This is a genomic window from Pseudomonas sp. Irchel 3E20, assembly GCF_900187645.1.
GTDB lineage: Bacteria > Pseudomonadota > Gammaproteobacteria > Pseudomonadales > Pseudomonadaceae > Aquipseudomonas.
This window is the reverse complement of record NZ_FYEE01000005.1, coordinates 74,244-97,570: the sequence shown is the minus strand read 5'-3', so window position 1 is coordinate 97,570 and position 23,327 is coordinate 74,244. Positions and strand designations below refer to the sequence as shown.

Below are 23,327 nucleotides of genomic sequence, written 5' to 3'. Positions count from 1 at the left end.
GAGCCCTTAATGACCCTCGAACGCGACGCCGCTGCCAACACCGCCAAGGTTCTATCCGAAGCGCTGCCCTATATTCGACGCTACGTCGGCAAGACGCTGGTCATCAAATACGGCGGCAACGCAATGGAGAGCGAAGAGCTCAAGACCGGCTTCGCCCGCGACATCGTGCTGATGAAGGCCGTGGGCATCAACCCGGTGGTCGTGCACGGCGGCGGCCCGCAGATCGGTGACTTGCTCAAGCGCCTGTCCATCGAGAGCCATTTCGTTGATGGCATGCGCGTGACCGACGCGCAAACCATGGACGTGGTGGAAATGGTCCTCGGCGGGCAGGTCAACAAGGACATCGTCAACCTGATTAACCGCCACGGCGGCAGCGCCATCGGCCTGACGGGCAAGGACGCCGAACTGATCCGCGCGAAAAAACTCACCGTCACCCGCAAGACCCCGGAAATGACCACGCCGGAAATCATCGATATCGGCCACGTCGGCGAAGTGGTCGGCATCAACACCGACCTGCTGAACCTGTTGGTCAAGGGTGATTTCATCCCCGTGATCGCGCCGATCGGCGTGGGCGCCAACGGCGAGTCGTACAACATCAACGCCGACCTGGTGGCGGGCAAGGTAGCCGAGGCCCTCAAAGCCGAGAAGCTGATGCTGCTGACCAACATCGCCGGCCTGATGGACAAGTCCGGGCAAGTCCTGACGGGCCTGACCACCCAGCAAGTCGACGACCTGATCGCCGACGGCACCATCTACGGCGGCATGCTGCCCAAGATCCGCTGCGCGCTGGAGGCGGTACAAGGTGGCGTCGGCAGTTCGCTGATTATTGACGGCCGCGTGCCCAATGCGATTCTGCTGGAAATCTTCACCGACACCGGTGTGGGCACCCTTATCAGCAATCGCAAGCGCCCTTAAGCCGCGGCGCATGCAAAAAGACCCCGCTCAGCCTGGCTGAGCGGGGTCTTTTTTTAACAGCGCCAATCAGACGCCGAACTGCTCGCGATAGGCCTGTACGGCAGGCAAGTGCTGCTTGAGCTCGGGGTCATCGGCCAAGAACTCCAGCACCTGGTTCAGCGACACGATGCTGATGACCGGGATACCGAAATCGCGCTCCACTTCCTGGATAGCCGACAACTCACCGTTGCCGCGCTCCTGGCGGTTGAGGGCGATCAGCACGCCGGCGGCCTTGGCGCCGTCCTGAGAAGCAATGATCTGCATCACCTCGCGGATCGCGGTGCCGGCGGTAATCACGTCATCGATAATCAGCACCTCGCCGGTCAACGGTGCGCCCACCAGGCTGCCGCCCTCACCGTGGGCCTTGGCTTCCTTGCGATTGAAGCACCAGGGCAGGTCGCGCCCGTGGTGTTCGGCCAAAGCCACGGCCGTGGTCGCCGCCAAGGGAATGCCTTTGTAGGCCGGGCCAAAGAGCACATCGAAGCCAATACCGCTTTCAACGATGGCGGCCGCGTAGAAACGCCCCAACTGGGCCAGTGCCGAACCCGAGTTGAAAAGACCTGCGTTGAAGAAATATGGGCTGGTACGCCCGGACTTGAGGGTGAACTCACCGAAGCGCAAAACCCCGCGATCGATGGCAAAACGAATGAAATCGCGCTGATACGCCTGCATGAAAAAACCCCAGATACCACGGCTTTAGCTAATTAGGTAGAGCTCGGGTATCATACACGCACGCGATTTTTGGGGCCATTTATGCGGATCATCAGTGTGAACGTCAATGGTATTCAGGCTGCAGTCGAGCGTGGTTTGCTCAGTTGGCTACAAGCTCAGAATGCCGACGTCATCTGCCTGCAGGACACCCGCGCCTCCGCCTTTGAACTGGACGACCCAGCCTTCCAACTGGATGGCTACTTCCTTTATGCCTGTGATGCCGAAGTTCCCACCCAAGGTGGCGTGGCTTTGTATTCGCGGTTGCAACCCAAGGCGGTCATCAGCGGCCTCGGCTTCGAGACAGCCGACCGCTACGGGCGCTACCTGCAAGCCGATTTCGACAAGGTCAGCATCGCGACCTTGCTGCTTCCATCAGGGCAGAACGGCGATGAAGAGCTGAACCAAAAGTTCAAGCTAATGGACGATTTCGCCCGTTATCTGGACAAACAGCGTCGTAAACGCCGCGAGTACATCTACTGTGGCTCGCTGTATGTGGCGCAACAGAAGCTGGACATAAAAAACTGGCGCGACAGCCAGCAATCCCCCGGCTTCCTGGCACCGGAACGGGCCTGGATGGACGAGATCGTTGGCAACATGGGCTACGTGGATGCACTGCGCGAAGTCAGCCGCGAAGGCGACCAATACAGCTGGTGGCCGGACAACGAACAAGCCGAGATGCTCAACCTGGGTTGGCGTTTCGACTACCAGTTACTGACCCCCGGCCTGCGTCGCTTCGTGCGTAGCGCGCGCCTGCCGCGCCAGCCACGGTTCTCGCAGCATGCGCCGCTGATCGTGGACTACGACTGGACGCTGACCATCTAAGCATCTTTTCGCAGCCACAAAAAAACCGACATCGCTGTCGGTTTTTTTGTGGCCGTGAATCCTGCCGCAGCCTACTTGATAAGGCGCCAAGTGAAAGGGTAGCGATAAGCCACACCTTCGTTGGCCTTGATCCCGGCAATGATGGTCAGCACGAGTGCGCCAATCAGCACCAACGCCAGCAGGGCAAAGCCGATCAGCACGAACATCAGCAAATAACAGATGGCCGAGGCGATGGCCACGGTGATCTGAAAGTTCAGCGCTTCCTTGCCCTGGGCGTCGATGAACGGGTCCACCTCACGCTTGACCTGCCACAGGATCAACGGCCCGATCAGGCTGCCGAACGGGAACCACATCCCCAGGAAAGCGGAAAAGTGACAGAACATCGCCCACTGACGGACCTCGCGGCTTAAAGTCGGCACGGGTTGCAGTTCATCGCTCATCACACGCTCCTTAAGGGTGAGGCGCAATCAGTCGGCCAAGGCCGCTTTTTGCAATTCAAAGATTTCAGCCATGCCTTTTTTCGCCAACTCCAGCATGGCGGTCAGGTCTTCAGGCTGGAATGGCGCGCCTTCAGCAGTGCCTTGCACTTCGATGAAACCGCCGGTACCGGTCATGACCACATTAAGGTCGGTCTCGGCTGCGGAGTCTTCGAGGTAGTCCAGGTCCAGCACCGGCTCGCCTTGGTACATGCCCACGGACACCGCCGCGATCATCTGCTTGAGCGGGTCGCCAGCCTTGAGGCCACCACGCTTCTTGATGACTTTCAGCGCGTCGATCAAGGCCACCATGGCGCCCGTGATGGATGCGGTGCGGGTACCGCCGTCGGCCTGGATCACATCGCAATCGACGTACAGAGTCACATCGCCAAGCTTGGACATGTCCAGCGCGGCGCGCAGGGAACGGCCGATCAGACGCTGGATTTCCAGGGTGCGGCCACCCTGCTTGCCACGGCTGGCTTCGCGCTGGTTACGCTCGCCAGTAGCGCGCGGCAGCATGCCGTACTCGGCGGTCAGCCAGCCTTGGCCCTGGCCTTTGAGGAAACGCGGCACGCCGTTCTCGACGCTGACCGTACAAATCACTTTGGTATCACCAAATTCGACCAGTACAGAGCCCTCGGCGTGTTTGGTGTAGTTGCGGGTAATGCGGATCGAGCGAAGCTGATCGGCAACGCGACCACTTGGACGTTTCATAGGGGAACACCTGTACGGGGACGGAAAACTGCCGAGCATTATAGTGCCGACCACGCCCACGGGGCACGCCTAAAAAACCGTGCTGTGACCGGTGGGCCACGCCCGGCTTGGGAGCATCCGCCGCTCTGCGCTACAATCCGGCCCCTTCAATGCCTGTTGGCCATCATTTATCCATCGGCCCCGTCCAGCGGCGGTTCCGAATCGCGAGGTACCTGCCATGGTGCACAGCATGACCGCCTTCGCCCGCGTCGAGAACGCCGGCACCCAGGGCACCCTGAGCTGGGAGTTGCGCTCGGTCAACAGCCGTTATCTGGAACCTCACCTACGCCTGCCCGAATCCTTTCGCGACCTCGAAGGCGCCGTGCGCGAGGCGCTGCGCCAGGGCGTATCGCGGGGCAAGCTCGAATGCACCCTGCGCTTTACCGAGGAAAGCACCGGCAAACCCCTGCAAGTTGACCGCGAGCGCGCCGCCCAACTGGTCGCCGCCGCCGAAACCGTGGCCAGCCTGATAAAACAACCGGCCGCCCTCAACCCGCTGGAAGTGCTGGCCTGGCCCGGCGTGCTGGTAGCCGACGCCACCGACCCGCAGGCCCTCAACGCCCAGGCACTGGCCTTGTTCAACCAAGGCCTCAAAGAACTCAAGGCCGGCCGCCAGCGCGAAGGCGCGGAGCTGGCACGCCTGATTCACGAACGCCTGGACGCCATAGAAGAAGACGTGGCGACCCTGCGCGTGCAGGTGCCACACATGCTCGCCACCCAGCGCCAGAAGGTGCTCGACCGCTTCGCCGACATGAAGGCCGACCTCGACCCGCAGCGCCTGGAGCAGGAAATGGTCTTGCTCGCGCAGAAAAACGACGTGGCCGAGGAACTCGACCGCCTAAGCACCCACATCCTCGAAGTGCGCCGCGTCCTCAAGGCCGGCGGCGCCGCCGGTCGGCGCCTGGATTTCCTGATGCAGGAACTCAACCGCGAAGCCAATACACTGGGCTCCAAAGCCTTCGACCCGCGCAGCACCCAAGCGGCGGTCAACCTCAAAGTGTTGATCGAGCAAATGCGCGAACAAGTACAGAATATTGAGTAAGGCACCCTCCATGACCCACAGCACCGGCACCCTTTACATCATTTCCGCCCCTTCGGGCGCGGGCAAAAGCAGCCTGGTCAAGGCCCTCACCGACGCCAACCCGGAAATCCGCGTCTCGGTCTCCCACACCACCCGGGCCATGCGCCCCGGTGAAGTGAATGGCGTGAACTACCACTTCGTCGAACGCAGCGAGTTCGTGAAAATGATCGAACACGGCGACTTCCTGGAGCGCGCCGAGGTGTTCGGCAACCTCTACGGCACCTCGCAGAGCCACTTGCAGCAGACCCTCGACGAAGGCCACGACCTGATCTTGGAAATCGACTGGCAAGGCGCCGAGCAAGTGCGCAAGCTGATGCCCCAGGCCCGCTCGATATTCATCCTGCCGCCCTCGCTGCAAGCTCTACACCAGCGCCTGACCAACCGCGGCCAGGACAGCGACGAGATTATCGACGGGCGCATGCGTGAAGCCGTCAGCGAAATGAGCCACTACGTGGACTATGACTACCTCATCATCAACGACGAGTTCACCCATGCGCTGGACGATCTGAAAGCGATTTTCCGTGCCAATCAGCTCCAGCAAAAGCGCCAACAGCAGCGTTTTGGCAAGTTGCTCGCCGAACTGCTGGGTTAAACAGCACTTTCCAAAACGGCTGCAAGGGCCTTACATTGGCACTTGTAGCGCTTTGCCATGGCGAGCGACAAATCAGCGCTTCCCTAATTGCTGGTGATTTTTTAAACTGTTGAGTCCGCTCGCCCATTCGGGCTGCGCGCATATTGCATTTGCTACGAGGAATACCATGGCCCGCGTAACCGTTGAAGACTGCCTAGAACACGTGGATAACCGCTTTGAGCTGGTCATGCTCTCTACCAAGCGTGCTCGTCAATTGGCAACCGGTGGCAAAGAGCCAAAGCTGGCTTGGGAAAATGACAAGCCGACCGTAATGGCACTGCGCGAAATCGCCGCTGGCCTGATGAGCTACGCCGTGATCGCCGAGGCCGAAATCGTCGAAGACGAACCGCTGTTCGCAGCGTTCGAGGACGAGTCCAACGAGGCCGTCTAAGCCTATGCCCGGTCGACGTAGCACGGCGCAGGGTCACAGCCTACGGCAGGAGTCATCATGCCGAGCATAGACGCCCTCGCCGATCGCTTATCGACCTATCTCGGCACGGACCAGGTCAATCTGGTCCGCCGAGCGTATTTCTACGCCGAACAAGCCCACGACGGCCAACGCCGCCGTAGCGGCGAGGCATACGTCACGCACCCTCTTGCCGTGGCGAACATTCTTGCCGACATGCACATGGACCATCAGAGCCTGATGGCCGCCATGCTCCATGACGTGATCGAAGACACCGGTATTGCCAAAGAGGCGCTGCAAGCGCAGTTCGGTGAAACCGTGGCCGAATTGGTCGACGGGGTCAGCAAACTGACCCAGATGAATTTCGAGACCAAGGCCGAGGCCCAGGCCGAGAACTTCCAGAAAATGGCCATGGCCATGGCCCGCGATATCCGCGTGATCCTGGTCAAGCTGGCTGATCGCCTGCATAACATGCGCACGCTGGAAGTGCTGTCCGGCGAAAAACGTCGGCGCATCGCCAAAGAAACCCTGGAAATCTATGCGCCCATCGCCAACCGCCTGGGCATGCACAGTATCCGCATCGAGTTCGAGGACCTCGGTTTCAAGGCCATGCACCCCATGCGCTCGGCGCGCATCTACCAAGCCGTCAAGCGCGCCCGAGGCAATCGCAAGGAAATCGTCAACAAAATCGAGGAATCCCTCAGCCACTGCCTCGCCATCGACGGCATCCAGGGCGAGGTCAGCGGGCGCCAGAAGCACATCTACGGCATCTACAAAAAGATGCGCGGCAAGCGCCGGGCCTTCAACGAGATCATGGACGTCTACGCGTTCCGCATCATCGTTGACAAGGTCGACACCTGCTACCGGGTGCTCGGGGCTGTACATAATTTGTACAAACCGCTGCCGGGGCGCTTCAAGGACTACATCGCCATCCCCAAGGCCAACGGCTATCAGTCCCTGCATACCACGCTGTTCGGCATGCACGGCGTGCCGATCGAAATCCAGATCCGCACCCGCGAAATGGAAGAAATGGCCAACAACGGCATCGCCGCCCACTGGCTGTACAAATCCACCGGCGACGAGCAGCCCAAGGGCACTCACGCCCGCGCCCGCCAATGGGTCAAAGGCGTGCTGGAAATGCAGCAACGTGCCGGCAACTCCCTGGAATTCATCGAAAGCGTAAAAATCGACCTGTTCCCGGACGAAGTCTACGTCTTCACCCCCAAGGGCCGGATTATGGAGCTGCCCAAAGGCTCTACGGCGGTGGATTTCGCCTACGCGGTGCACACCGATGTGGGCAACAGCTGCATCGCCTGTCGGATCAATCGTCGCCTCGCGCCGCTGTCCGAACCCCTGCAGAGCGGTTCCACCGTCGAAATCGTCAGCGCCCCCGGCGCGCGGCCCAACCCGGCGTGGCTCAACTTCGTGGTCACCGGCAAGGCCCGCACGCACATCCGCCACGCCCTCAAGCTGCAACGCCGCTCCGAGTCCATCAGCCTCGGCGAGCGCCTGCTGAACAAGGTCCTCAACGGCTTCGACAGCGCCCTGGACAAAATCCCGGCCGAGCGCATCCAGGCCATGCTCCACGAGTACCGCCTGGAACTGATCGAAGACCTGCTCGAAGACATCGGCCTGGGCAACCGCATGGCCTACGTGGTCGCCCGCCGCCTGCTGGGTGAAGGCGAACAACTGCCCAGCCCCGAAGGCCCACTGGCGATCCGCGGCACCGAAGGCCTGGTGCTCAGCTACGCCAAGTGCTGCACACCGATCCCCGGCGATCCGATTGTCGGCCACCTGTCCGCGGGCAAAGGCATGGTCGTGCACCTGGATAACTGCCGCAACATCAGCGAAATCCGCCACAACCCGGAAAAATGTATCCAGCTCTCCTGGGCCAAGGACGTCACCGGCGAATTCAACGTCGAGCTGCGCGTCGAGCTGGAGCACCAACGCGGCCTGATCGCCCTGCTGGCCAGTAGCGTCAACGCCGCCGACGGCAATATCGAGAAAATCAGCATGGATGAGCGCGATGGCCGCATCAGCGTGGTCCAACTGGTTGTCAGCGTGCATGACCGCGTGCACCTGGCCCGAGTCATCAAGAAACTGCGCGCCCTCACCGGCGTCACCCGCATCACCCGCATGCGTGCGTAAGCCCTTCATAACAAGGAACCCAACATGACCAAGACCGTTATCACCAGCGACAAAGCGCCGGCAGCCATCGGCACTTACTCCCAGGCGATCAAGGCTGGCAACACTGTCTACATGTCCGGCCAGATTCCCCTGGACCCAAAAACCATGGAGCTGGTCGAAGGCTTCGAAGCCCAGACCGTCCAGGTGTTCGAGAACCTCAAGGCTGTGGCCGAAGCGGCGGGCGGTTCGTTCAAGGACATCGTCAAACTCAACATTTTCCTCACCGACCTGAGCCACTTCGCCAAGGTCAACGAGATCATGGGCAAATACTTCGACCAGCCTTACCCGGCCCGCGCCGCCATCGGTGTCGCTGCGCTGCCCAAGGGTTCGCAGGTTGAAATGGACGCCATTCTCGTCATCGAGTAAGCGGCGTCCGCAGGTATTGGCGCAGCCCTCGTGCTGCGCCATTTTCGTTTTGAAAGGATTCCATCATGCGCCAAGCGCTTGCTCTCTCATTGCTCGCCGTGTTCCTCGGCGGCTGCGCCAGCGATCCCGCCGACCGTGATATCAGTGGCACCTGGATCAACCAGGTGGCAATCGATGCCGCCGCCAAAGGCGAGTCATTGCGCGAAACCCTCCAGGCCAACGGCCCAAACCTGGAATGGGACATCAACACCAAAGCCGCTCAGGCGCGCTTCACCAACGGCTTCGAAAATGTCGAAGGCAAACTGGCCGGCGAACAGTCCGGGGCCTGGAAAGTCGACTTCTACGGCGGCTCGTCCGTCGAGCTCAAGCGCGACGGCAAGCAATTGCTGCAAGCGGCGGCCGACACGGACCCTGCACAAACCTTCGAGCGCGCCCAGGACACCACCGTGCCTGCCGGCGCGCCGCTGGGCGCCAGTTTCGAGCGCGCACTCTACGCCACCTACATGGGTGGCCATTGGAAAGTCCTGAGTGGCCCGGGCGAAGGCGGCACCGTGCAGTTCCAGCCGGATGGCCGGATCGACGGCATGGTCGGCGCCGACCGCTACGCCCTGTGCCTGGCGGGCGATTGCGCATCCATGAGCGGTAGCAACGACAGCATCTGGCTGCAACAAGGCAACCAGGGCAACTCGTGGATCTTCGCCCGCAAGGGTGACCAACTGGAAATTTTCCAGGCGATCAACGGTGCCCTGGCGGACGAAATGCCTTCCCTGTCCCCCGGCGCACGCCAGTGGCTGCTGGAAAAACAGTAACCCGCGGCAGCGGCTACACCTCCTGCGCGAGGATGGCCGCGTAGCCTTCGCGGAAACTCGGGTATAGCGGCGCCCACCCCAGGGCCCGCGCCCGCGCGTTGGAGCACCGCTTGCTGCTGGCCCGGCGCACGCTGACCTCATCGGCCCACTGGCTGACACCCAGGTAATCGCGCAACCAGGCAACCACCTCAGCCAGCGGCGCCGGCGTGTCATCGACACCTATATAGCAATCCTCCAGCGCCGCCCCTTGGCGATCAGCCTCCAACAAGAAGGCCAACAGCCGCGCTGCGTCGTCGACGTGAATGCGGTTGCCAAACAACGGCGGCTCGATGGCCACGCGATAGCCCTGGCGCACCTGGGTCAGCAGTGCGTTGCGCCCTGGGCCGTAAATGCCGGTGAGGCGCACCGCACTGGCGGGGATGCCACTGCGCGCGGCGACCTGCTCGGCCTCAAGCATCAAACGCCCGGAGTAGCCACGCGCCTCGGTGGCCGAGGTTTCGTCGATCCACTCGCCCTCTTGCTGGCCATAGACGCTGGTGCTGGAGACGAACAGCAGGCGCTTGGGCGCCTGGCCGTGCTGCTCGAGCCAACCCAGCACATGTTCCAGCCCCTGGACGTAAGCCGCGCGGTAACCTGCCTCGTCGTGTTCGGTGGCCGTGGCGCAATACACCAGGTAGTCCACGGCGCCAGTCGGCCACTGGGCCGGGCATTGCGCGCTGAACAAATCCCCAGCGATACCCGTGACCCCGGCGGGCAACCTCGCGGTCGTGCGACGCATTCCGTAAGCCTGCCATCCTTTCGCCAGCATTTGCGTCGCCAAACGCCCGCCAACGTCGCCACAACCGGCGATCAACACCGAAGGAACGGACATCAAAAACCCCTCAAATAATGGCCCAGCCTAGCTTCGTCAGATGACGAGCGGCGGGCTTCGTAGGAAAAAAAGACAGTCTATTGCTTCTGTTAACAAGAATTACTTGCAATAATGGCCGCCCATTTGTTCTCGGCCCCACGAGGCCTAGAAGGACATTTACCCCTTTTCCCTCTCAGGTCCGGCCAGCATGACAAGCAATCAACTCCCCGCTTCGCCAACCAAGCTTTCTAGCCCTTCGCGCACGTGGCGCATGGTAACAGCGCTGTTGCTCAGCCTGTTGCTGGCACCGACTGCGGCCTATGCGGACCAAGCGGCACCGGCCGCTGCCGCGGCGCCGGCTGCTACCCATGAGAGCACCGACCACAGCCCCGCGCCTGCCACCGACGCTGCGCCAGTCGTGACCCCGGTTGCCGCCGACCCGGCCCTGGCGCAAGACGCCAACCTGCCCGCCGATGGCGAAGGCGAAGTGCTGGAAGCCGACAACACCCTGGGCATGGCCCATGACCTGTCGCCATGGGGCATGTACCAGAACGCCGACATCATCGTGAAAATCGTGATGATCGGCCTGGCCATCGCCTCGATCATCACCTGGACCATCTGGATCGCCAAGGGCTTTGAGCTGCTGGGCGCCAAGCGTCGCCTGCGCGGTGAAATCCTGGCCCTGAAAAAAGCCACCACCCTCAAGGAAGCCAGCACCACTGCGGCCAAGGAAGGCACCCTGGCCAACCTGCTGGTGCACGACGCCCTGGAAGAAATGCGCCTGTCGGCCAATAGCCGCGAGAAAGAAGGCATCAAGGAACGGGTGAGCTTCCGCCTCGAGCGCCTGGTCGCTGCCTGCGGTCGCAACATGAGCAGCGGCACCGGCGTGCTGGCCACCATTGGTTCCACCGCGCCCTTCGTCGGCCTGTTCGGCACCGTGTGGGGCATCATGAACAGCTTCATCGGCATCGCCAAAACCCAGACCACCAACCTGGCCGTCGTCGCCCCCGGCATTGCCGAAGCCCTGCTGGCCACTGCCCTGGGCCTGGTCGCGGCTATCCCTGCGGTGGTGATCTACAACGTGTTCGCCCGCTCCATCGCCGGCTACAAGGCCCAAGTCTCTGACGCCTCTGCCGAAGTCCTGCTGCTGGTCAGCCGTGACCTCGACCACCTGCCGCCTGAGCGCGGCTCGCAACCGCATATGGTGAAAGTGGGGTAATCGGCCATGGGCCTGCATTTGAAAGAAGGCGCAGACGACGATCTGGCCGAGAACCATGAAATCAACGTCACCCCGTTCATCGACGTGATGTTGGTACTGCTCATCATCTTTATGGTGGCCGCCCCGCTGGCCACCGTGGACATCAAGGTTGACCTGCCCGCCTCCACCGCCAAACCGGCGCCGCGGCCGGAGAAACCGGTGTTCCTCAGCGTCAAGGCCGATCAGCGACTGTTCCTGGGCGAAGACGAAGTGAAAGCCGAAAGCCTCGGCGCCACCCTCGATGCCCGCACCCAAGGCAAAAAGGACACGACGATCTTCTTCCAGGCCGATAAAGGCGTGGATTACGGCGACCTGATGAGTGTGATGGATGCCCTGCGGGCGGCCGGGTACTTGAAGGTCGGCCTGGTCGGACTTGAGACGGCAGCCAAGAAATGATGACAACGCGCCAAAAGCTGACGCGTTACAGCGGTAGCCTGGCACTGGTGCTGGGCGTCCATGCGGTCGCGGTTGTTCTCGCGCTCAACTGGACGTCGCCACAGCCGGTCGAACTGCCGCCGATGGCGATGCTGGTGGAGTTGGCGCCGGTTCCGGCCCCACCTCCGCCCGCACCGCCCAAGGTCGTGACGCCGCCCCAACCCCCGGCCCCGGTAGAGGAACTGCCGTTGCCAAAACTCGCGGAGGCGCCGAAACCGACGATCTCCGTGCCCAAACCGGTCAAACCCAAGCCCAAGCCACAACCGCCCAAGCCTGAGAAGCAGCCGGAGCCGCCCAAGGAAAAACCTTCCGAGGAAAAACCCAGCGACGCCCCGCCAACCAACGCGCCAACGGACAAGTCCGCCCAACCGGCGCCCGGCCCTTCGCCTGCCCAACTGGCGGCCAAGGCCAGTTGGCAGAGCACCCTGCTGGGGCACCTGGCCAAGTACAAAAAGTACCCGCCCGGTGCCCAGGCCCGTGGCAAGGAAGGTTTGAACCGTCTGCGCTTCGTGGTCGATGGCGAAGGCAAAGTGTTGTCCTACGAGTTGGTAGGGCGTTCGGGCAACGCCGATCTGGACCGGGCCACCCTGGAAATGATCCGCCGCGCCCAACCGCTGCCCAAGCCGCCGGCCGACATGCTGAGCAATGGCTCCATCGAGATCGTCGCACCGTTCGTTTATTCGATCGAAAAACGTCGCCGCTGACCGCTGCCGCAAACCCCGAAGGGCACCGACAAGGTGCCCTTCGCGCATCTGCAAACACAAAGACAGATTGCCCGGTGTCGCTCTTCGCCCTCAGTCTGATAACGTGCGTCTATCGATTGCAGCCGTTATGCTTGGCCCGCAACCTCATGGACGCCCGCTATGACCCTCACAGAATTACGCTACATCGTTACCCTCGCCCAAGAGCAACACTTCGGCCACGCGGCCGAGCGCTGCCACGTCAGCCAGCCGACCCTGTCGGTAGGCGTCAAGAAGCTTGAAGACGAACTCGGTGTGCTGATTTTTGAGCGCAGCAAAAGCGCGGTGCGCCTGACCCCTGTGGGTGAAGGCATCGTCGCCCAGGCCCAAAAGGTACTGGAGCAAGCCCAAGGCATCCGCGAACTGGCCCAAGCCGGGAAAAACCAGCTGACCGCGCCGTTGAAAGTCGGCGCGATCTACACCGTCGGCCCCTACCTGTTCCCCCACTTGATCCCGCAACTGCACCGGGTCGCCCCGCAGATGCCGTTGTACATCGAAGAAAATTTCACCCACGTGCTGCGCGACAAACTGCGCAACGGCGAGTTGGACGCGATCATCATCGCCCTGCCGTTCAACGAGGCGGACGTGCTGACCCTGCCGCTCTACGACGAGCCGTTCTACGTACTGATGCCCAGCTCGCACCCCTGGACCCAGAAAGCCACCATCGACGCCAGCCTGCTCAACGACAAGAGCCTGCTGCTGCTCGGCGAAGGCCACTGCTTCCGCGACCAGGTGCTCGAAGCCTGCCCCACCACCGCCAAGGGCAACGACGGCAACCGCCACACCACGGTGGAATCCAGCTCCCTGGAAACCATCCGCCACATGGTCGCCTCGGGTCTGGGAATTTCGATCCTGCCGCTCTCGGCCGTGGACAGCCATCACTACGCCCCCGGCGTGATCGAAGTACGCCCACTGACCCCGCCGGTGCCGTTCCGCACCGTGGCGATTGCCTGGCGCGCCAGTTTCCCAAGGCCCAAAGCCATCGAAATCCTCGCCGACTCGATCCGCCTGTGCTCGGTGGCCAAGCCGCCCGCCGCGAGCTAAGACGCGGCCATGACACAGCTGTCGAACGTGCCCGTCACGGCACTCAAGGGTGTCGGCGAAGCCATGGCCGAAAAACTGGCCAAAGTCGGCCTGGAAAACCTCCAGGATGTGCTGTTCCACCTGCCCTTGCGCTACCAGGACCGCACCCGCGTAGTGCCCATCGGCCACCTGCGCCCGGGCCAGGACGCGGTGATCGAAGGCACCGTCAGCGGCGCCGACGTGGTCATGGGCAAGCGCCGCAGCCTGCTGGTGCGCTTGCAGGACGGCACCGGCGGCCTGAGCCTGCGCTTTTACCACTTCAGCAACGCGCAAAAAGAAGGCCTCAAGCGCGGCACCCGCATCCGCTGCTACGGCGAGGCCCGCCCCGGCGCCTCGGGCCTGGAGATCTACCACCCCGAGTACCGCGCCATCAGCGGCGACGAACCGCCGCCCGTGGACCAGACCCTGACGCCGATCTACCCGCTCACCGAAGGCCTGACCCAACAACGCCTGCGCCAGTTGTGCCAGCAGACCCTGACCCTACTCGGCCCCAGCAGCCTGCCCGACTGGCTGCCGGACGAACTGGCCCGCGACTACCAACTGGCGCCCTTGGCCGACGCGATCCGCTACCTGCATCACCCGCCGGCCGACGCCGATGTGGATGAGCTGGCCCTGGGGCATCACTGGGCCCAGCATCGCCTGGCGTTCGAGGAACTGCTGACCCATCAGCTATCCCAGCAACGCCTGCGCGAAAGCCTGCGCTCCTTGCGCGCACCGGTGCTGCCCAAGGCCAAGGTGTTGCCGGCCAAATACCTGGCCAACCTGGGCTTCCCACCCACCGGCGCGCAACAGCGGGTGGGCAATGAAATCGCCTACGACCTGAACCAGCGCGAGCCGATGCTGCGTCTGATCCAGGGCGATGTCGGCGCGGGCAAAACCGTGGTCGCCGCCCTCGCGGCCCTGCAAGCTTTGGAGGCGGGTTACCAGGTCGCGCTAATGGCGCCCACCGAGATTCTCGCCGAACAACACTTCCTCAACTTCACCCGCTGGCTCGAACCCCTAGGGATCGAAACCGCGTGGCTGGCCGGCAAGCTCAAGGGCAAACACCGCACCGCCGCCCTGGAACAGATCGCCAGCGGCACGCCGATGGTGGTGGGCACCCATGCGCTGTTCCAGGACGAAGTGCAGTTCAAGAACCTGGCCCTGGTCATCATCGACGAGCAGCACCGCTTCGGCGTGCAGCAGCGCCTGGCCCTGCGCCAGAAAGGCGTCGGCGGGCGCATGTGCCCGCACCAGCTCATCATGACCGCCACCCCCATCCCGCGGACCCTGGCCATGAGCGCCTACGCCGACCTCGACACCTCGGTCCTCGACGAACTGCCCCCCGGGCGCACCCCCGTGAACACGGTGCTGATTACCGACACCCGGCGCATCGAAGTCATCGAACGGGTGCGCGCCGCTTGCGCCGAGGGCCGCCAGGCGTACTGGGTGTGCACGCTGATCGAAGAGTCCGAAGAACTCACCTGCCAAGCCGCCGAAACCACCTTCGAGGACCTCACCAGCGCCCTGGGCGAATTGCGCGTCGGCCTGATTCACGGGCGCATGAAGCCTGTGGAAAAAGCCGCGGTGATGGCCCAGTTCAAGGCCGGCGAACTGCAACTGCTGGTGGCGACCACGGTGATTGAAGTCGGTGTCGATGTGCCCAACGCCAGCTTGATGATTATCGAAAACCCCGAACGCCTGGGCCTGGCGCAACTGCACCAGTTGCGCGGGCGCGTCGGCCGGGGCAGCGCCGCCAGCCACTGCGTGCTGCTCTATCACCCGCCGCTGTCGCAGATCGGCCGCCAGCGCCTGGGCATCATGCGCGAGACCAACGACGGTTTCGTCATCGCCGAAAAAGACCTGGAGCTACGCGGCCCCGGGGAAATGCTCGGCACCCGGCAGACCGGCCTGCTGCAATTCAAAGTCGCCGACCTGATGCGCGACGCAGACCTGCTGCCAGCGGTGCGCGATGCCGCCCAGGCCTTGCTGGAACGCTGGCCGCAACACGTCAGCCCGTTGCTAGAGCGCTGGTTACGCCACGGCCAGCAATACGGCCAGGTGTGAATCGAATCCCAGTTAAAGAGACAAGGGTGCAACCAAGCTGGTTATACTCCTGGCATTGTAAGAAAAGGGATACAGACCATGACAGAAGTTGCCATCTCCCCAGCAACCCCGCACGCTCCGTCTGTTATCCGGCTGCTGCTCGGCAAGCTGGACATCCCCTACACCGAAGTGCTGGACCACGCGGCGCTGAACCCGGCGCGCAAAGTCCAGGCCGTGCTGCTGGACGATGCCATCGGCGCGCTGATGGTGCTGTTCCCGCAAAGCCAATTGCTGGATCTCAACCGCCTCACCGAGCTGACAGGCCGGCGCCTCACCGCCGTGCCCCTGGATCGCCTGGAACGCATGCTCGGCAAACACAGCCTGAGCCTGCTGCCGGGCCTACCGGCGCTGACCAGTTCGCCCTGCCTGTACGAAGAAAGCCTGCTGCACCAGCCCTCCCTGCTTATCCACTCGGGTGAACCGGGCCTGTTGCTGGAAATCACCAACGAAGCCTTCAAGACCATGCTGACCAAGGCCAGCGCCGGTAACTTCGGCGAAGCCCTGAACACCATTCATCCCAACCTCGACCGCCCCCACGACGACAGCGAGGAAATCACCCTCGCCATGCAGGCCTTCACGGCGCGGCGCATCCAGCAACGCCTGGAAGCCACCCTGGAAATCCCGCCACTGGCCGAGACAGCGCAAAAAATCATCAAGTTGCGCGTGGACCCCAACGCCACCATCGACGACATCACCGGCGTGGTGGAAACCGACCCGGCCCTGGCCGCCCAAGTGGTGAGCTGGGCAGCGTCGCCGTACTACGCCTCGCCGGGCAAAATTCGTTCAGTCGAAGACGCCATTGTCCGCGTGCTTGGGTTTGACCTGGTGATAAACCTGGCGCTGGGCCTGGCTCTGGGCAAAACCCTGAGCCTGCCCAAGGACCAGCCGCAGACCAACACGCCGTACTGGCAGCAGTCGATCTACACCGCTGCCGTGATCGAAGGCCTGACCCGAGCCATGCCACGCGCGCAGCGCCCCGAAGCCGGCCTGACCTACCTCGCCGGCCTTTTGCACAACTTCGGCTACCTGCTGCTGGCCCACGTCTTCCCCCCGCACTTCTCGCTGATCTGCCGCCACCTGGAGGTCAACCCGCACCTGTGCCACAGCTACATCGAGCAGCACTTGCTGGGCATCAGCCGCGAACAGATCGGCGCCTGGCTGATGCGCTACTGGGACATGCCGCCGGAACTGTGCACTGCCCTGCGCTTCCAGCACGACCCCAGCTACGACGGTGACTACGCCGAGTACCCGAACCTGGTGTGCCTGGCCGTGCGCCTGCTGCGTGGGCGCGGCATCGGCTCCGGCCCCGACGAAGAAATCCCCGAAGCCCTGCTCGAACGCGTCGGCCTGAGCCGCGACAAGGCTGAAGACGTGGTCAGCAAAGTGCTGGACGCCGAAGTCCTGCTGCGCGAACTGGCGTCGCAGTTCAGCCAGCACTGACGTTAGGCGGCCCTTGCGGGCCTGGACGCTCGTCCAGGCTCGACTTGTTCAACTGATGTCAGCAGAGCACATGGCTTCGCGTAAGTAGATTCCCACTCGACACGTCCCCTCGGTCTGATTTTCCGGCCAGAAAACCATCGCTACCATCTCGCGTCTTACCCCAAGAAGGTAAACGCGATGCCCTCGCAGCCATTGCAACTGGCCCTGCTAAGCGGCCAGCCACGCCGCTGGCAATCAACCCAAGCGGCCCAACGCGGCCCGCACTACCGTGCGTACTCCCGCCTCCCAGTCAACAACCCAAAAGCCACCCGGCCTAGCAGCGCCTGCGCTGACGGCGGGCACTTCTGCGCACCTCAAAAAGCGCCCGCTCACCGAGCCCTCACCTCACATGATTGCCCCCCAACAAGCACAAATGGCCTACCCCAAGACCCAGGGGAAAGCTGAATCACCCTGAGCCAGCACCCAGGAGACAGATGATGACCCGACCCTGGATTATCGACACCGAAGAAGGCGTCACCTACGTCAAAGGCCGAATCCTGAAAAAGGCCTACACCCGCGCGGAAGAAGGCGCCACCGAAGACGCGATTGTCACCTGTTGCGACCTATGGTCCCTGGTGCAAGCGCAAAGCATCGCCCTGTTGGCGCAAAACAACGTCTTGGTGCCCAAAGCCTTAAGGCGCGCCAAACGCACCGCTGGCAACTATGCCCAACTGTTCCTGGACGATGAAGGCACCGAACATCAGGGCCGTTTTTACTGGGCCGGCCTCGCCGCATTTGCCGCCAAGCAAGTGGTAGACGGCATCGAGTTCGCCGAAAGTAAATTCGATCATTTCATGGCCGACGCCAGGCTCATGTCTCGGGTCAGTTACTACTACTTGCTCAAGGGTAACTTCTGGCTGTTTCTCGAAATCACCCCGTGGATGCTCTATTGGCGCAAGTTTGGCCGCGAGGCTTTCTTTCGCGATGTCGATTGCCGGGATGTCACCACCTACGACCCGGTCATCACCCAACAGGTACAAGCCATGCCTTGGGCTCTGGGGGAAAACACTTCCTTGCGCTTGGATATGGAAAAGAACCTGCGCAAGTTAGATATCCGCCACCTCAACTGGCAGATGAACCTGACCGACGATAAAGGCGCGCTGGCAGAAATTAAGCAGTGCGGGGCGACAGTGCCTTTGAAAGAGGGGTTTCGTTATGTTGAGGCGTATGAAACCGTTAATGAGCCGGGCTCAAAAGAACTCAGGGAGGAGCTAGCATTCAAGAGCGCAGATTACTTCCTTCAACACGAACAAAATATCCACCTGCAAGCGATTATTTATAACCATCCCGAGTTTAAATTGGCTATAGATAGCAACGACTTGGGACGCAGACTTTGGAACTTGGTGGAAACGAAGGATCCGGCATTAGTATTTAATGCTGCGCCCATGATTACCCGGGAAATTGAAATTCGGGAGTTACAGCCCTATGGGCTTACGGCAGAAGACGTGACGGTTACTATGGGGCTGGCACAAGGAAGTCTCTACGAGCCAGAGGCAAGGATGGAATACGTTATGGACATCCTCGAGCAATACCACCGACTAATGATTGGAGGCCGAGATTACAAGGGACAATATCGGTCATATATGATTGAACAAATGCAGGCAATCGCAATTTGGAAGGAAGCCTAATTATGCACCTACATACCCGCACCAGGTTATTGGGGGTAGGGCTGTTATTAGCGCTAGGCCTCACTGTTGAATACGCAACTACCCATCTACCAGCAGCTTATTCTACTGCCAGTAACTGGAGCCCTTTCATGAACTCACGCGTGCTTGAATTCGCATTAGGCGAAAAAGGGGACACTATCATCCAACGCGCAAGTTCTTCTATTCAACGTTCAGGTGTGAGCAGCGCACTATTTTATACCGCTCGAAATATGCAATATCGCCTGAAACATCCTAAGCACGGGCTGACCTTCCCTCTCGCCAGCACCGTGCTTTTTTACGATGATGCTAGCGATACTTACGGAGTGGATGAAGTCAATATGCGCCTTGACCTTCCCAAGAGGCCCATCTTGAAAAAAATCTCTGATGCAGAACTAGAAATCTATGACCGCCAGTTATATGAATTAGTAATGGCCCTTCAGGCCAGCATCCAAGCCGTCGGCTGGAAGCGATTCATTATGCTGAGCGACCCCCGTTTAACTGGACGCACAACCTATCACTTTAAAGAGGGTCATTTAAACCAACCCAGCGTTGCGAGTTTAAAACTCGTATCGCCATTTTTGGCTGATCCTGATTACCGATTATCCTGGGAAGATTGGAAGTCGTTGAAAAATGGATTCATATGGTACTGGCAAGCTGACGGAATGTTACTTAAGGTCAGGTATAGCCCTGGCATCCGCACAGAAAACTCCGACACCCCCCTATTTGACAATTTGAATGTCATCCTCCAAACAACTAACAGCCTAAGCGGCGCCAGCCATCCCAACGAAGCCACACGCGCCAAATACGCCACAACCCTAGCAGGCGCCTTACTCCTGCGAATCAAGGCAGAAGAACAAGCACGAGCCCTGGGCTTACCCATCCTGGAAAGTTATCAAGACCCCACCATGGTCACGGGCGTGCCCGTACCTTCGATGGAGAGCGTGGCAAAAGCCGAAGCCCTAAAACAAGCCCAAACAGCGCCACCGGAGCCGGTGTTACGCAAAGCCGCCGGCGAACTTTGCCCCCAGTCCGGGTGGTGGTTCACCCCCGCCCAAGTCAATTCCCGCCGTTACTTCCAACAAGGCACTCCTTTCCCCGCCATCGGCGACAGCAACTTCGGCACGACTTTCTGGCAGTGGAGTCCCGATCAATCCAACCCGACCTTATAAGCAGGTAAACATGACCACACCCTGGATTATCGACACCGAAGAAGGCGTCACCTACGTCAAAGGCCGAATCCTGAAAAAGGCCTACACCCGCGCGGAAGAAGGCGCCACCGAAGACGCGATTGTCACCTGCTGCGACCTATGGTCCCTGGTGCAAGCGCAAAGCATCGCCCTGTTGGCGCAAAACAACGTCTTGGTGCCCAAAGCCTTAAGGCGCGCCAAACGCACCGCCGGCAACTATGCCCAACTGTTCCTGGACGATGAAGGCACCGAACATCAGGGCCGCTTTTACTGGGCCGGCCTCGCCGCATTTGCCGCCAAGCAAGTGGTAGACGGCATCGAGTTCGCCGAAAGTAAATTCGATCATTTCATGGCCGACGCCAGGCTCATGTCTCGGGTCAGTTACTACTACTTGCTCAAGGGTAACTTCTGGCTGTTTCTCGAAATCACCCCGTGGATACTCTATTGGCGCAAGTTTGGCCGCGAGGCGTTCTTTCGCGATGTCGATTGCCGGGATGTCACCACCTACGACCCGGTCATCACCCAACAGGTACAAGCCATGCCTTGGGCCCTGGGGGAAAACACTTCCTTGCGCCTGGATATGGAAAAGAACCTGCGCAAGTTAGATATCCGCCACCTCAACTGGCAGATGAACCTGACCGACGATAAAGGCGCGTTGGCGGAAATTAATCAGTGCAGGGCGACAGCGCCTTTGAAAGAGGGGTTTCGTTGGATTGAAGAATATGAGACAGCTGAAAAAACGACGCCTAATAGATCCAAGGAAGACCAAGCTTTCAAAAGCGCCGAGCACTTTCTGAAGCACGAACAAAATATTCACTTGCAAGCGATGATTTATAGCCACCCTGAGTTTGAACTGGCTATCGATAGTAATGACTTGGGGCGCAGGCTTTGGAACTTGGTGGGAACGAAGGATCCGACATTAGTATTTAATACCGCGCCCATGATTACCCGGGAGATTGAAATTCGTGAGTTACAGCCCTATGGGCTTACGGAAGAAGACGTGACGGTCACTATGGGTTTGAAGCAGGGAAAACTCTACGACCCAGAGGCAAGGATGAAATATGTAATGGCCATCCTCAAGCAGTACCATTATCTGATGACAAAAGGTCGTGATTTTGACGGCCAGTTCCGCCTCTACATGATTGAGCAGATGCAGGTAATTGCAGCTTGGAAGGAGGCCTAATCATGCGTCGACATCAGCACCGGTGGTTACTGGGCGTCGGACTGCTACTAATATCTGTCCTTATCGTTAAATTTGCGAGCACCTATTTATCAACTGATAGATCTTCCGCCAACTATAGGAATTCCCTTATGAATACTCGTGTGCTCGAGTTCGCATTAGGCGAACAAGGTGATGCCATTGTCCAACGTGCCAATTTTTCCATTCAACGCTCCGGGGTGAACAGCGTCCTGTTCTATACAGCTCAAAATGCTCAGCCAAAGCTTAGGCATCCAAAATACGGTTTAATATTCCCCTATGCCTACATGGTCCTTTTCTACGACAACGCCCGCGACACTTATGGGGCGGACGAAGTCGATATGAGCATCGAACTTCCCGACGCTCCACTTTTTGAAAAAATGACTGACCCGCAGCTTGAAGCATATGATCGGCAGGTTTATGAATTAGTAATGAATCTTCAGGCCAGCATTCAAGCCGTCGGTTGGCAACGATACATTATGCTGAGTGACCCCCGCCTAACTGGACGTATAACCTATCGTTTCAAAAGCAACTACCAAACACAAACAACCGACATGGACCCGAAGTTGATATCGCCACTTTTGGCCGACCCTAACTATCAACTTACCTGGGAGGAATGGCAAAATCTCAAGGGGGACTTTAATTGGCTATGGCAGGCCGAAGGCATGTTATTGGAAGTCCGCTATATGCGAGACTTCCGTACAGAGAGTTCTAAAAGACGTATTCTTGACAATTTGAATGTCATCCTCCAAACAACTAACAGCCTAAGCGGCGCCAGCCATCCCAACGAAGCCACACGCGCCAAATACGCCACAACCCTAGCAGGCGCCTTACTCCTGCGAATCAAGGCAGAAGAACAAGCACGAGCCCTGGGCTTACCCATCCTGGAAAGTTATCAAGACCCCACCATGGTCACGGGCGTGCCCGTACCTTCGATGGAGAGCGTGGCAAAAGCCGAAGCCCTAAAACAAGCCCAAACAGCGCCACCGGAGCCGGTGTTACGCAAAGCCGCCGGCGAACTTTGCCCCCAGTCCGGGTGGTGGTTCACCCCCGCCCAAGTCAATTCCCGCCGTTACTTCCAACAAGGCACTCCTTTCCCCGCCATCGGCGACAGCAACTTCGGCACGACTTTCTGGCAGTGGAGTCCCGATCAATCCAACCCGAGGCTGTGACAACTGTCACGCCTTGGGCTTGGCCTTGCGGGGCTTGAGGTATTTGGTCAGGCCCTGGAACCACATCACCAGCGCCGGGTTGCCTTTGATCTGGATCGATTTGTCCTGAATGCCGGTCATGAACGCCAATTGCTTGTTCTTGGCCTGCATCGTGGCGAAGCCGTAGGCGGCATCCTTGAAGGCGATGGCGAACGCCGGTTCCGGGTACAGCCCGGATTTACTGGTGATGCGTTGGTTCTTGACCAGGAAGTGACGCGCCACCTTGCCGTCCAGGGTCTGTAATTGGAACACCAGCTCCTTGTCACCCAATTGCTGCTGAAACGCCGGGTTGGTGCGGCTGGCCTTGCCCATCAGCAAACCCAGCATCCACAGAAGAAAACGAAATTTCATGGGCACAGCCTCAATAGAAAAATGAACGGCCGGCGCAGTTTAGCGAGTTGGTTAAAGAACACCACAGTTACTGATCGTTAGGCGCAGATGGTGTGTTTTTTGCGGCTGATGACTACCAGGTCACGCATTTAAACCTCTCCGGGGTTAATCCGCGCCCACAAAAAATGGGCACCCAACCCGGTTGGCGTGCCCATTTTTCAATTCCGCGGGGGAGTTACGGGTTGACGCTGTCTTTAAGCGATTTGCCCGGTTTGAACGCGACGGTATTGCTGGCCTTGATTTTCACCGGCTCACCGGTCTGCGGGTTTTTGCCGGTGCGCGCGCCACGGTGGCGTTGCAGGAACGTGCCGAAACCTACCAGGGTGACGCTGTCCTTGCGGTGCAGCGCGCCGGTGATTTCTTCAAGCACTGTGTTGAGTACGCGGTTGGCCTGTTCTTTGGTGAGATCGGCTTTTTCGGCGATGGCGGCTGCGAGATCTGGTTTGCGCATAGGTGAAGCCTCTTTGACGGTTTTTTGTTGTTATGTCCGTGCCGCCCCCGGAGGGCGGCGCCAAGGCACCGCAGGCTCTACGCTGCGGCAGACGGGTGTGAGGATGGCACGCGCCCGA

24 protein-coding genes are annotated in these 23,327 nt (G+C 60.3%); 18 read left to right on the top strand and 6 right to left on the bottom strand.

Translation table 11 applies throughout. The annotated features are described in order from the left end of the window. The first annotated feature begins 9 nt into the window (after positions 1–9). Positions 10–915, top strand: a complete 906-nt coding sequence (gene argB / locus CKW13_RS11290) for an acetylglutamate kinase (RefSeq protein WP_095108688.1) — start codon at positions 10–12, stop codon at positions 913–915. 66 nt (positions 916–981) lie between these two features. Here argB and pyrE read toward each other — a convergent pair whose 3' ends face one another. Continuing rightward, a complete protein-coding gene (gene pyrE, locus CKW13_RS11285; protein ID WP_095108687.1) occupies positions 982–1,626 on the bottom strand; it encodes an orotate phosphoribosyltransferase in 645 nt (214 codons plus the stop codon). A gap of 81 nt (positions 1,627–1,707) precedes the next feature. Between pyrE and CKW13_RS11280 the strand changes: the two genes are divergently transcribed. After that, on the top strand, positions 1,708–2,487 hold the full coding sequence (locus tag CKW13_RS11280) for an exodeoxyribonuclease III (protein WP_095108686.1): 780 nt from the start codon (positions 1,708–1,710) through the stop codon (positions 2,485–2,487). Between the two features lie 71 nt (positions 2,488–2,558). Here CKW13_RS11280 and CKW13_RS11275 read toward each other — a convergent pair whose 3' ends face one another. Together CKW13_RS11275 and rph are read right to left on the bottom strand one after the other, a co-directional pair. Then, positions 2,559–2,927, bottom strand: a complete 369-nt coding sequence (locus CKW13_RS11275; RefSeq protein ID WP_095108685.1) for a DUF4870 domain-containing protein — start codon at positions 2,925–2,927, stop codon at positions 2,559–2,561. Between the two features lie 27 nt (positions 2,928–2,954). Further along, positions 2,955–3,677: a ribonuclease PH gene (gene rph / locus CKW13_RS11270; protein ID WP_095108684.1), complete on the bottom strand. Its 723-nt coding sequence runs from the start codon at positions 3,675–3,677 to the stop codon at positions 2,955–2,957. Between the two features lie 217 nt (positions 3,678–3,894). Between rph and CKW13_RS11265 the strand changes: the two genes are divergently transcribed. The 6 genes from CKW13_RS11265 to CKW13_RS11240 all read left to right on the top strand — a co-directional run bounded on the left by CKW13_RS11265 (position 3,895) and on the right by CKW13_RS11240 (position 9,196). Further along, complete coding sequence (locus CKW13_RS11265) at positions 3,895–4,758, top strand: YicC/YloC family endoribonuclease (RefSeq protein ID WP_095108683.1); 864 nt, start codon at positions 3,895–3,897, stop codon at positions 4,756–4,758. A 10-nt stretch (positions 4,759–4,768) separates the two neighbouring features. Then, a complete protein-coding gene (gmk, locus tag CKW13_RS11260; protein ID WP_095108682.1) occupies positions 4,769–5,389 on the top strand; it encodes a guanylate kinase in 621 nt (206 codons plus the stop codon). Positions 5,390–5,555: 166 nt separating this feature from the next. Continuing rightward, positions 5,556–5,819 (top strand): DNA-directed RNA polymerase subunit omega, encoded by a 264-nt coding sequence (gene rpoZ / locus CKW13_RS11255; protein ID WP_095108681.1) that lies wholly within the window; start codon positions 5,556–5,558, stop codon positions 5,817–5,819. A 57-nt stretch (positions 5,820–5,876) separates the two neighbouring features. Next, complete coding sequence (spoT, locus tag CKW13_RS11250; RefSeq protein WP_095108680.1) at positions 5,877–7,982, top strand: bifunctional GTP diphosphokinase/guanosine-3',5'-bis pyrophosphate 3'-pyrophosphohydrolase; 2,106 nt, start codon at positions 5,877–5,879, stop codon at positions 7,980–7,982. Positions 7,983–8,006: 24 nt separating this feature from the next. Next, positions 8,007–8,387, top strand: a complete 381-nt coding sequence (locus tag CKW13_RS11245) for a RidA family protein (RefSeq protein ID WP_003229509.1) — start codon at positions 8,007–8,009, stop codon at positions 8,385–8,387. 65 nt (positions 8,388–8,452) lie between these two features. After that, on the top strand, positions 8,453–9,196 hold the full coding sequence (locus CKW13_RS11240) for a hypothetical protein (RefSeq protein ID WP_095108679.1): 744 nt from the start codon (positions 8,453–8,455) through the stop codon (positions 9,194–9,196). 13 nt (positions 9,197–9,209) lie between these two features. Here CKW13_RS11240 and CKW13_RS11235 read toward each other — a convergent pair whose 3' ends face one another. After that, complete coding sequence (locus CKW13_RS11235) at positions 9,210–10,067, bottom strand: SDR family oxidoreductase (protein ID WP_095108678.1); 858 nt, start codon at positions 10,065–10,067, stop codon at positions 9,210–9,212. Between the two features lie 187 nt (positions 10,068–10,254). Between CKW13_RS11235 and exbB the strand changes: the two genes are divergently transcribed. From exbB to CKW13_RS11185, 10 genes are all read left to right on the top strand, one after another. Then, on the top strand, positions 10,255–11,265 hold the full coding sequence (gene exbB / locus CKW13_RS11230) for a tonB-system energizer ExbB (protein ID WP_095108677.1): 1,011 nt from the start codon (positions 10,255–10,257) through the stop codon (positions 11,263–11,265). A gap of 6 nt (positions 11,266–11,271) precedes the next feature. Further along, positions 11,272–11,700, top strand: coding sequence for a TonB system transport protein ExbD (exbD, locus tag CKW13_RS11225; protein ID WP_095108676.1), 429 nt, complete (start codon positions 11,272–11,274; stop codon positions 11,698–11,700). Beyond that, positions 11,697–12,443, top strand: coding sequence for an energy transducer TonB (locus CKW13_RS11220; protein ID WP_095108675.1), 747 nt, complete (start codon positions 11,697–11,699; stop codon positions 12,441–12,443). Before exbD ends, CKW13_RS11220 begins: the two co-directional genes overlap by 4 nt. A gap of 159 nt (positions 12,444–12,602) precedes the next feature. Continuing rightward, the gene (locus tag CKW13_RS11215) at positions 12,603–13,523 is read left to right on the top strand and encodes a hydrogen peroxide-inducible genes activator (protein WP_095108674.1); all 921 of its coding nucleotides are present in this window, start codon (positions 12,603–12,605) and stop codon (positions 13,521–13,523) included. A gap of 9 nt (positions 13,524–13,532) precedes the next feature. Then, on the top strand, positions 13,533–15,608 hold the full coding sequence (recG, locus tag CKW13_RS11210; protein WP_095108673.1) for an ATP-dependent DNA helicase RecG: 2,076 nt from the start codon (positions 13,533–13,535) through the stop codon (positions 15,606–15,608). Positions 15,609–15,686: 78 nt separating this feature from the next. Further along, complete coding sequence (locus CKW13_RS11205) at positions 15,687–17,087, top strand: aminoacyl-tRNA deacylase and HDOD domain-containing protein (protein WP_095108672.1); 1,401 nt, start codon at positions 15,687–15,689, stop codon at positions 17,085–17,087. Between the two features lie 476 nt (positions 17,088–17,563). Next, on the top strand, positions 17,564–18,754 hold the full coding sequence (locus tag CKW13_RS11200; RefSeq protein WP_095108671.1) for a DUF2515 family protein: 1,191 nt from the start codon (positions 17,564–17,566) through the stop codon (positions 18,752–18,754). Positions 18,755–18,882: 128 nt separating this feature from the next. Continuing rightward, positions 18,883–19,941, top strand: a complete 1,059-nt coding sequence (locus CKW13_RS11195) for a hypothetical protein (RefSeq protein WP_095108670.1) — start codon at positions 18,883–18,885, stop codon at positions 19,939–19,941. A 10-nt stretch (positions 19,942–19,951) separates the two neighbouring features. Next, positions 19,952–21,142: a DUF2515 family protein gene (locus CKW13_RS11190; RefSeq protein WP_095108669.1), complete on the top strand. Its 1,191-nt coding sequence runs from the start codon at positions 19,952–19,954 to the stop codon at positions 21,140–21,142. A gap of 128 nt (positions 21,143–21,270) precedes the next feature. Further along, on the top strand, positions 21,271–22,329 hold the full coding sequence (locus CKW13_RS11185) for a hypothetical protein (RefSeq protein ID WP_095108668.1): 1,059 nt from the start codon (positions 21,271–21,273) through the stop codon (positions 22,327–22,329). A gap of 6 nt (positions 22,330–22,335) precedes the next feature. Here CKW13_RS11185 and CKW13_RS11180 read toward each other — a convergent pair whose 3' ends face one another. Beyond that, on the bottom strand, positions 22,336–22,719 hold the full coding sequence (locus tag CKW13_RS11180; protein ID WP_095108667.1) for a helicase: 384 nt from the start codon (positions 22,717–22,719) through the stop codon (positions 22,336–22,338). Between the two features lie 214 nt (positions 22,720–22,933). Then, entirely contained in the window at positions 22,934–23,209 is a 276-nt protein-coding gene (locus CKW13_RS11175) for an HU family DNA-binding protein (RefSeq protein WP_095108666.1), read from the bottom strand. Between the last annotated feature and the right edge of the window lie 118 nt (positions 23,210–23,327).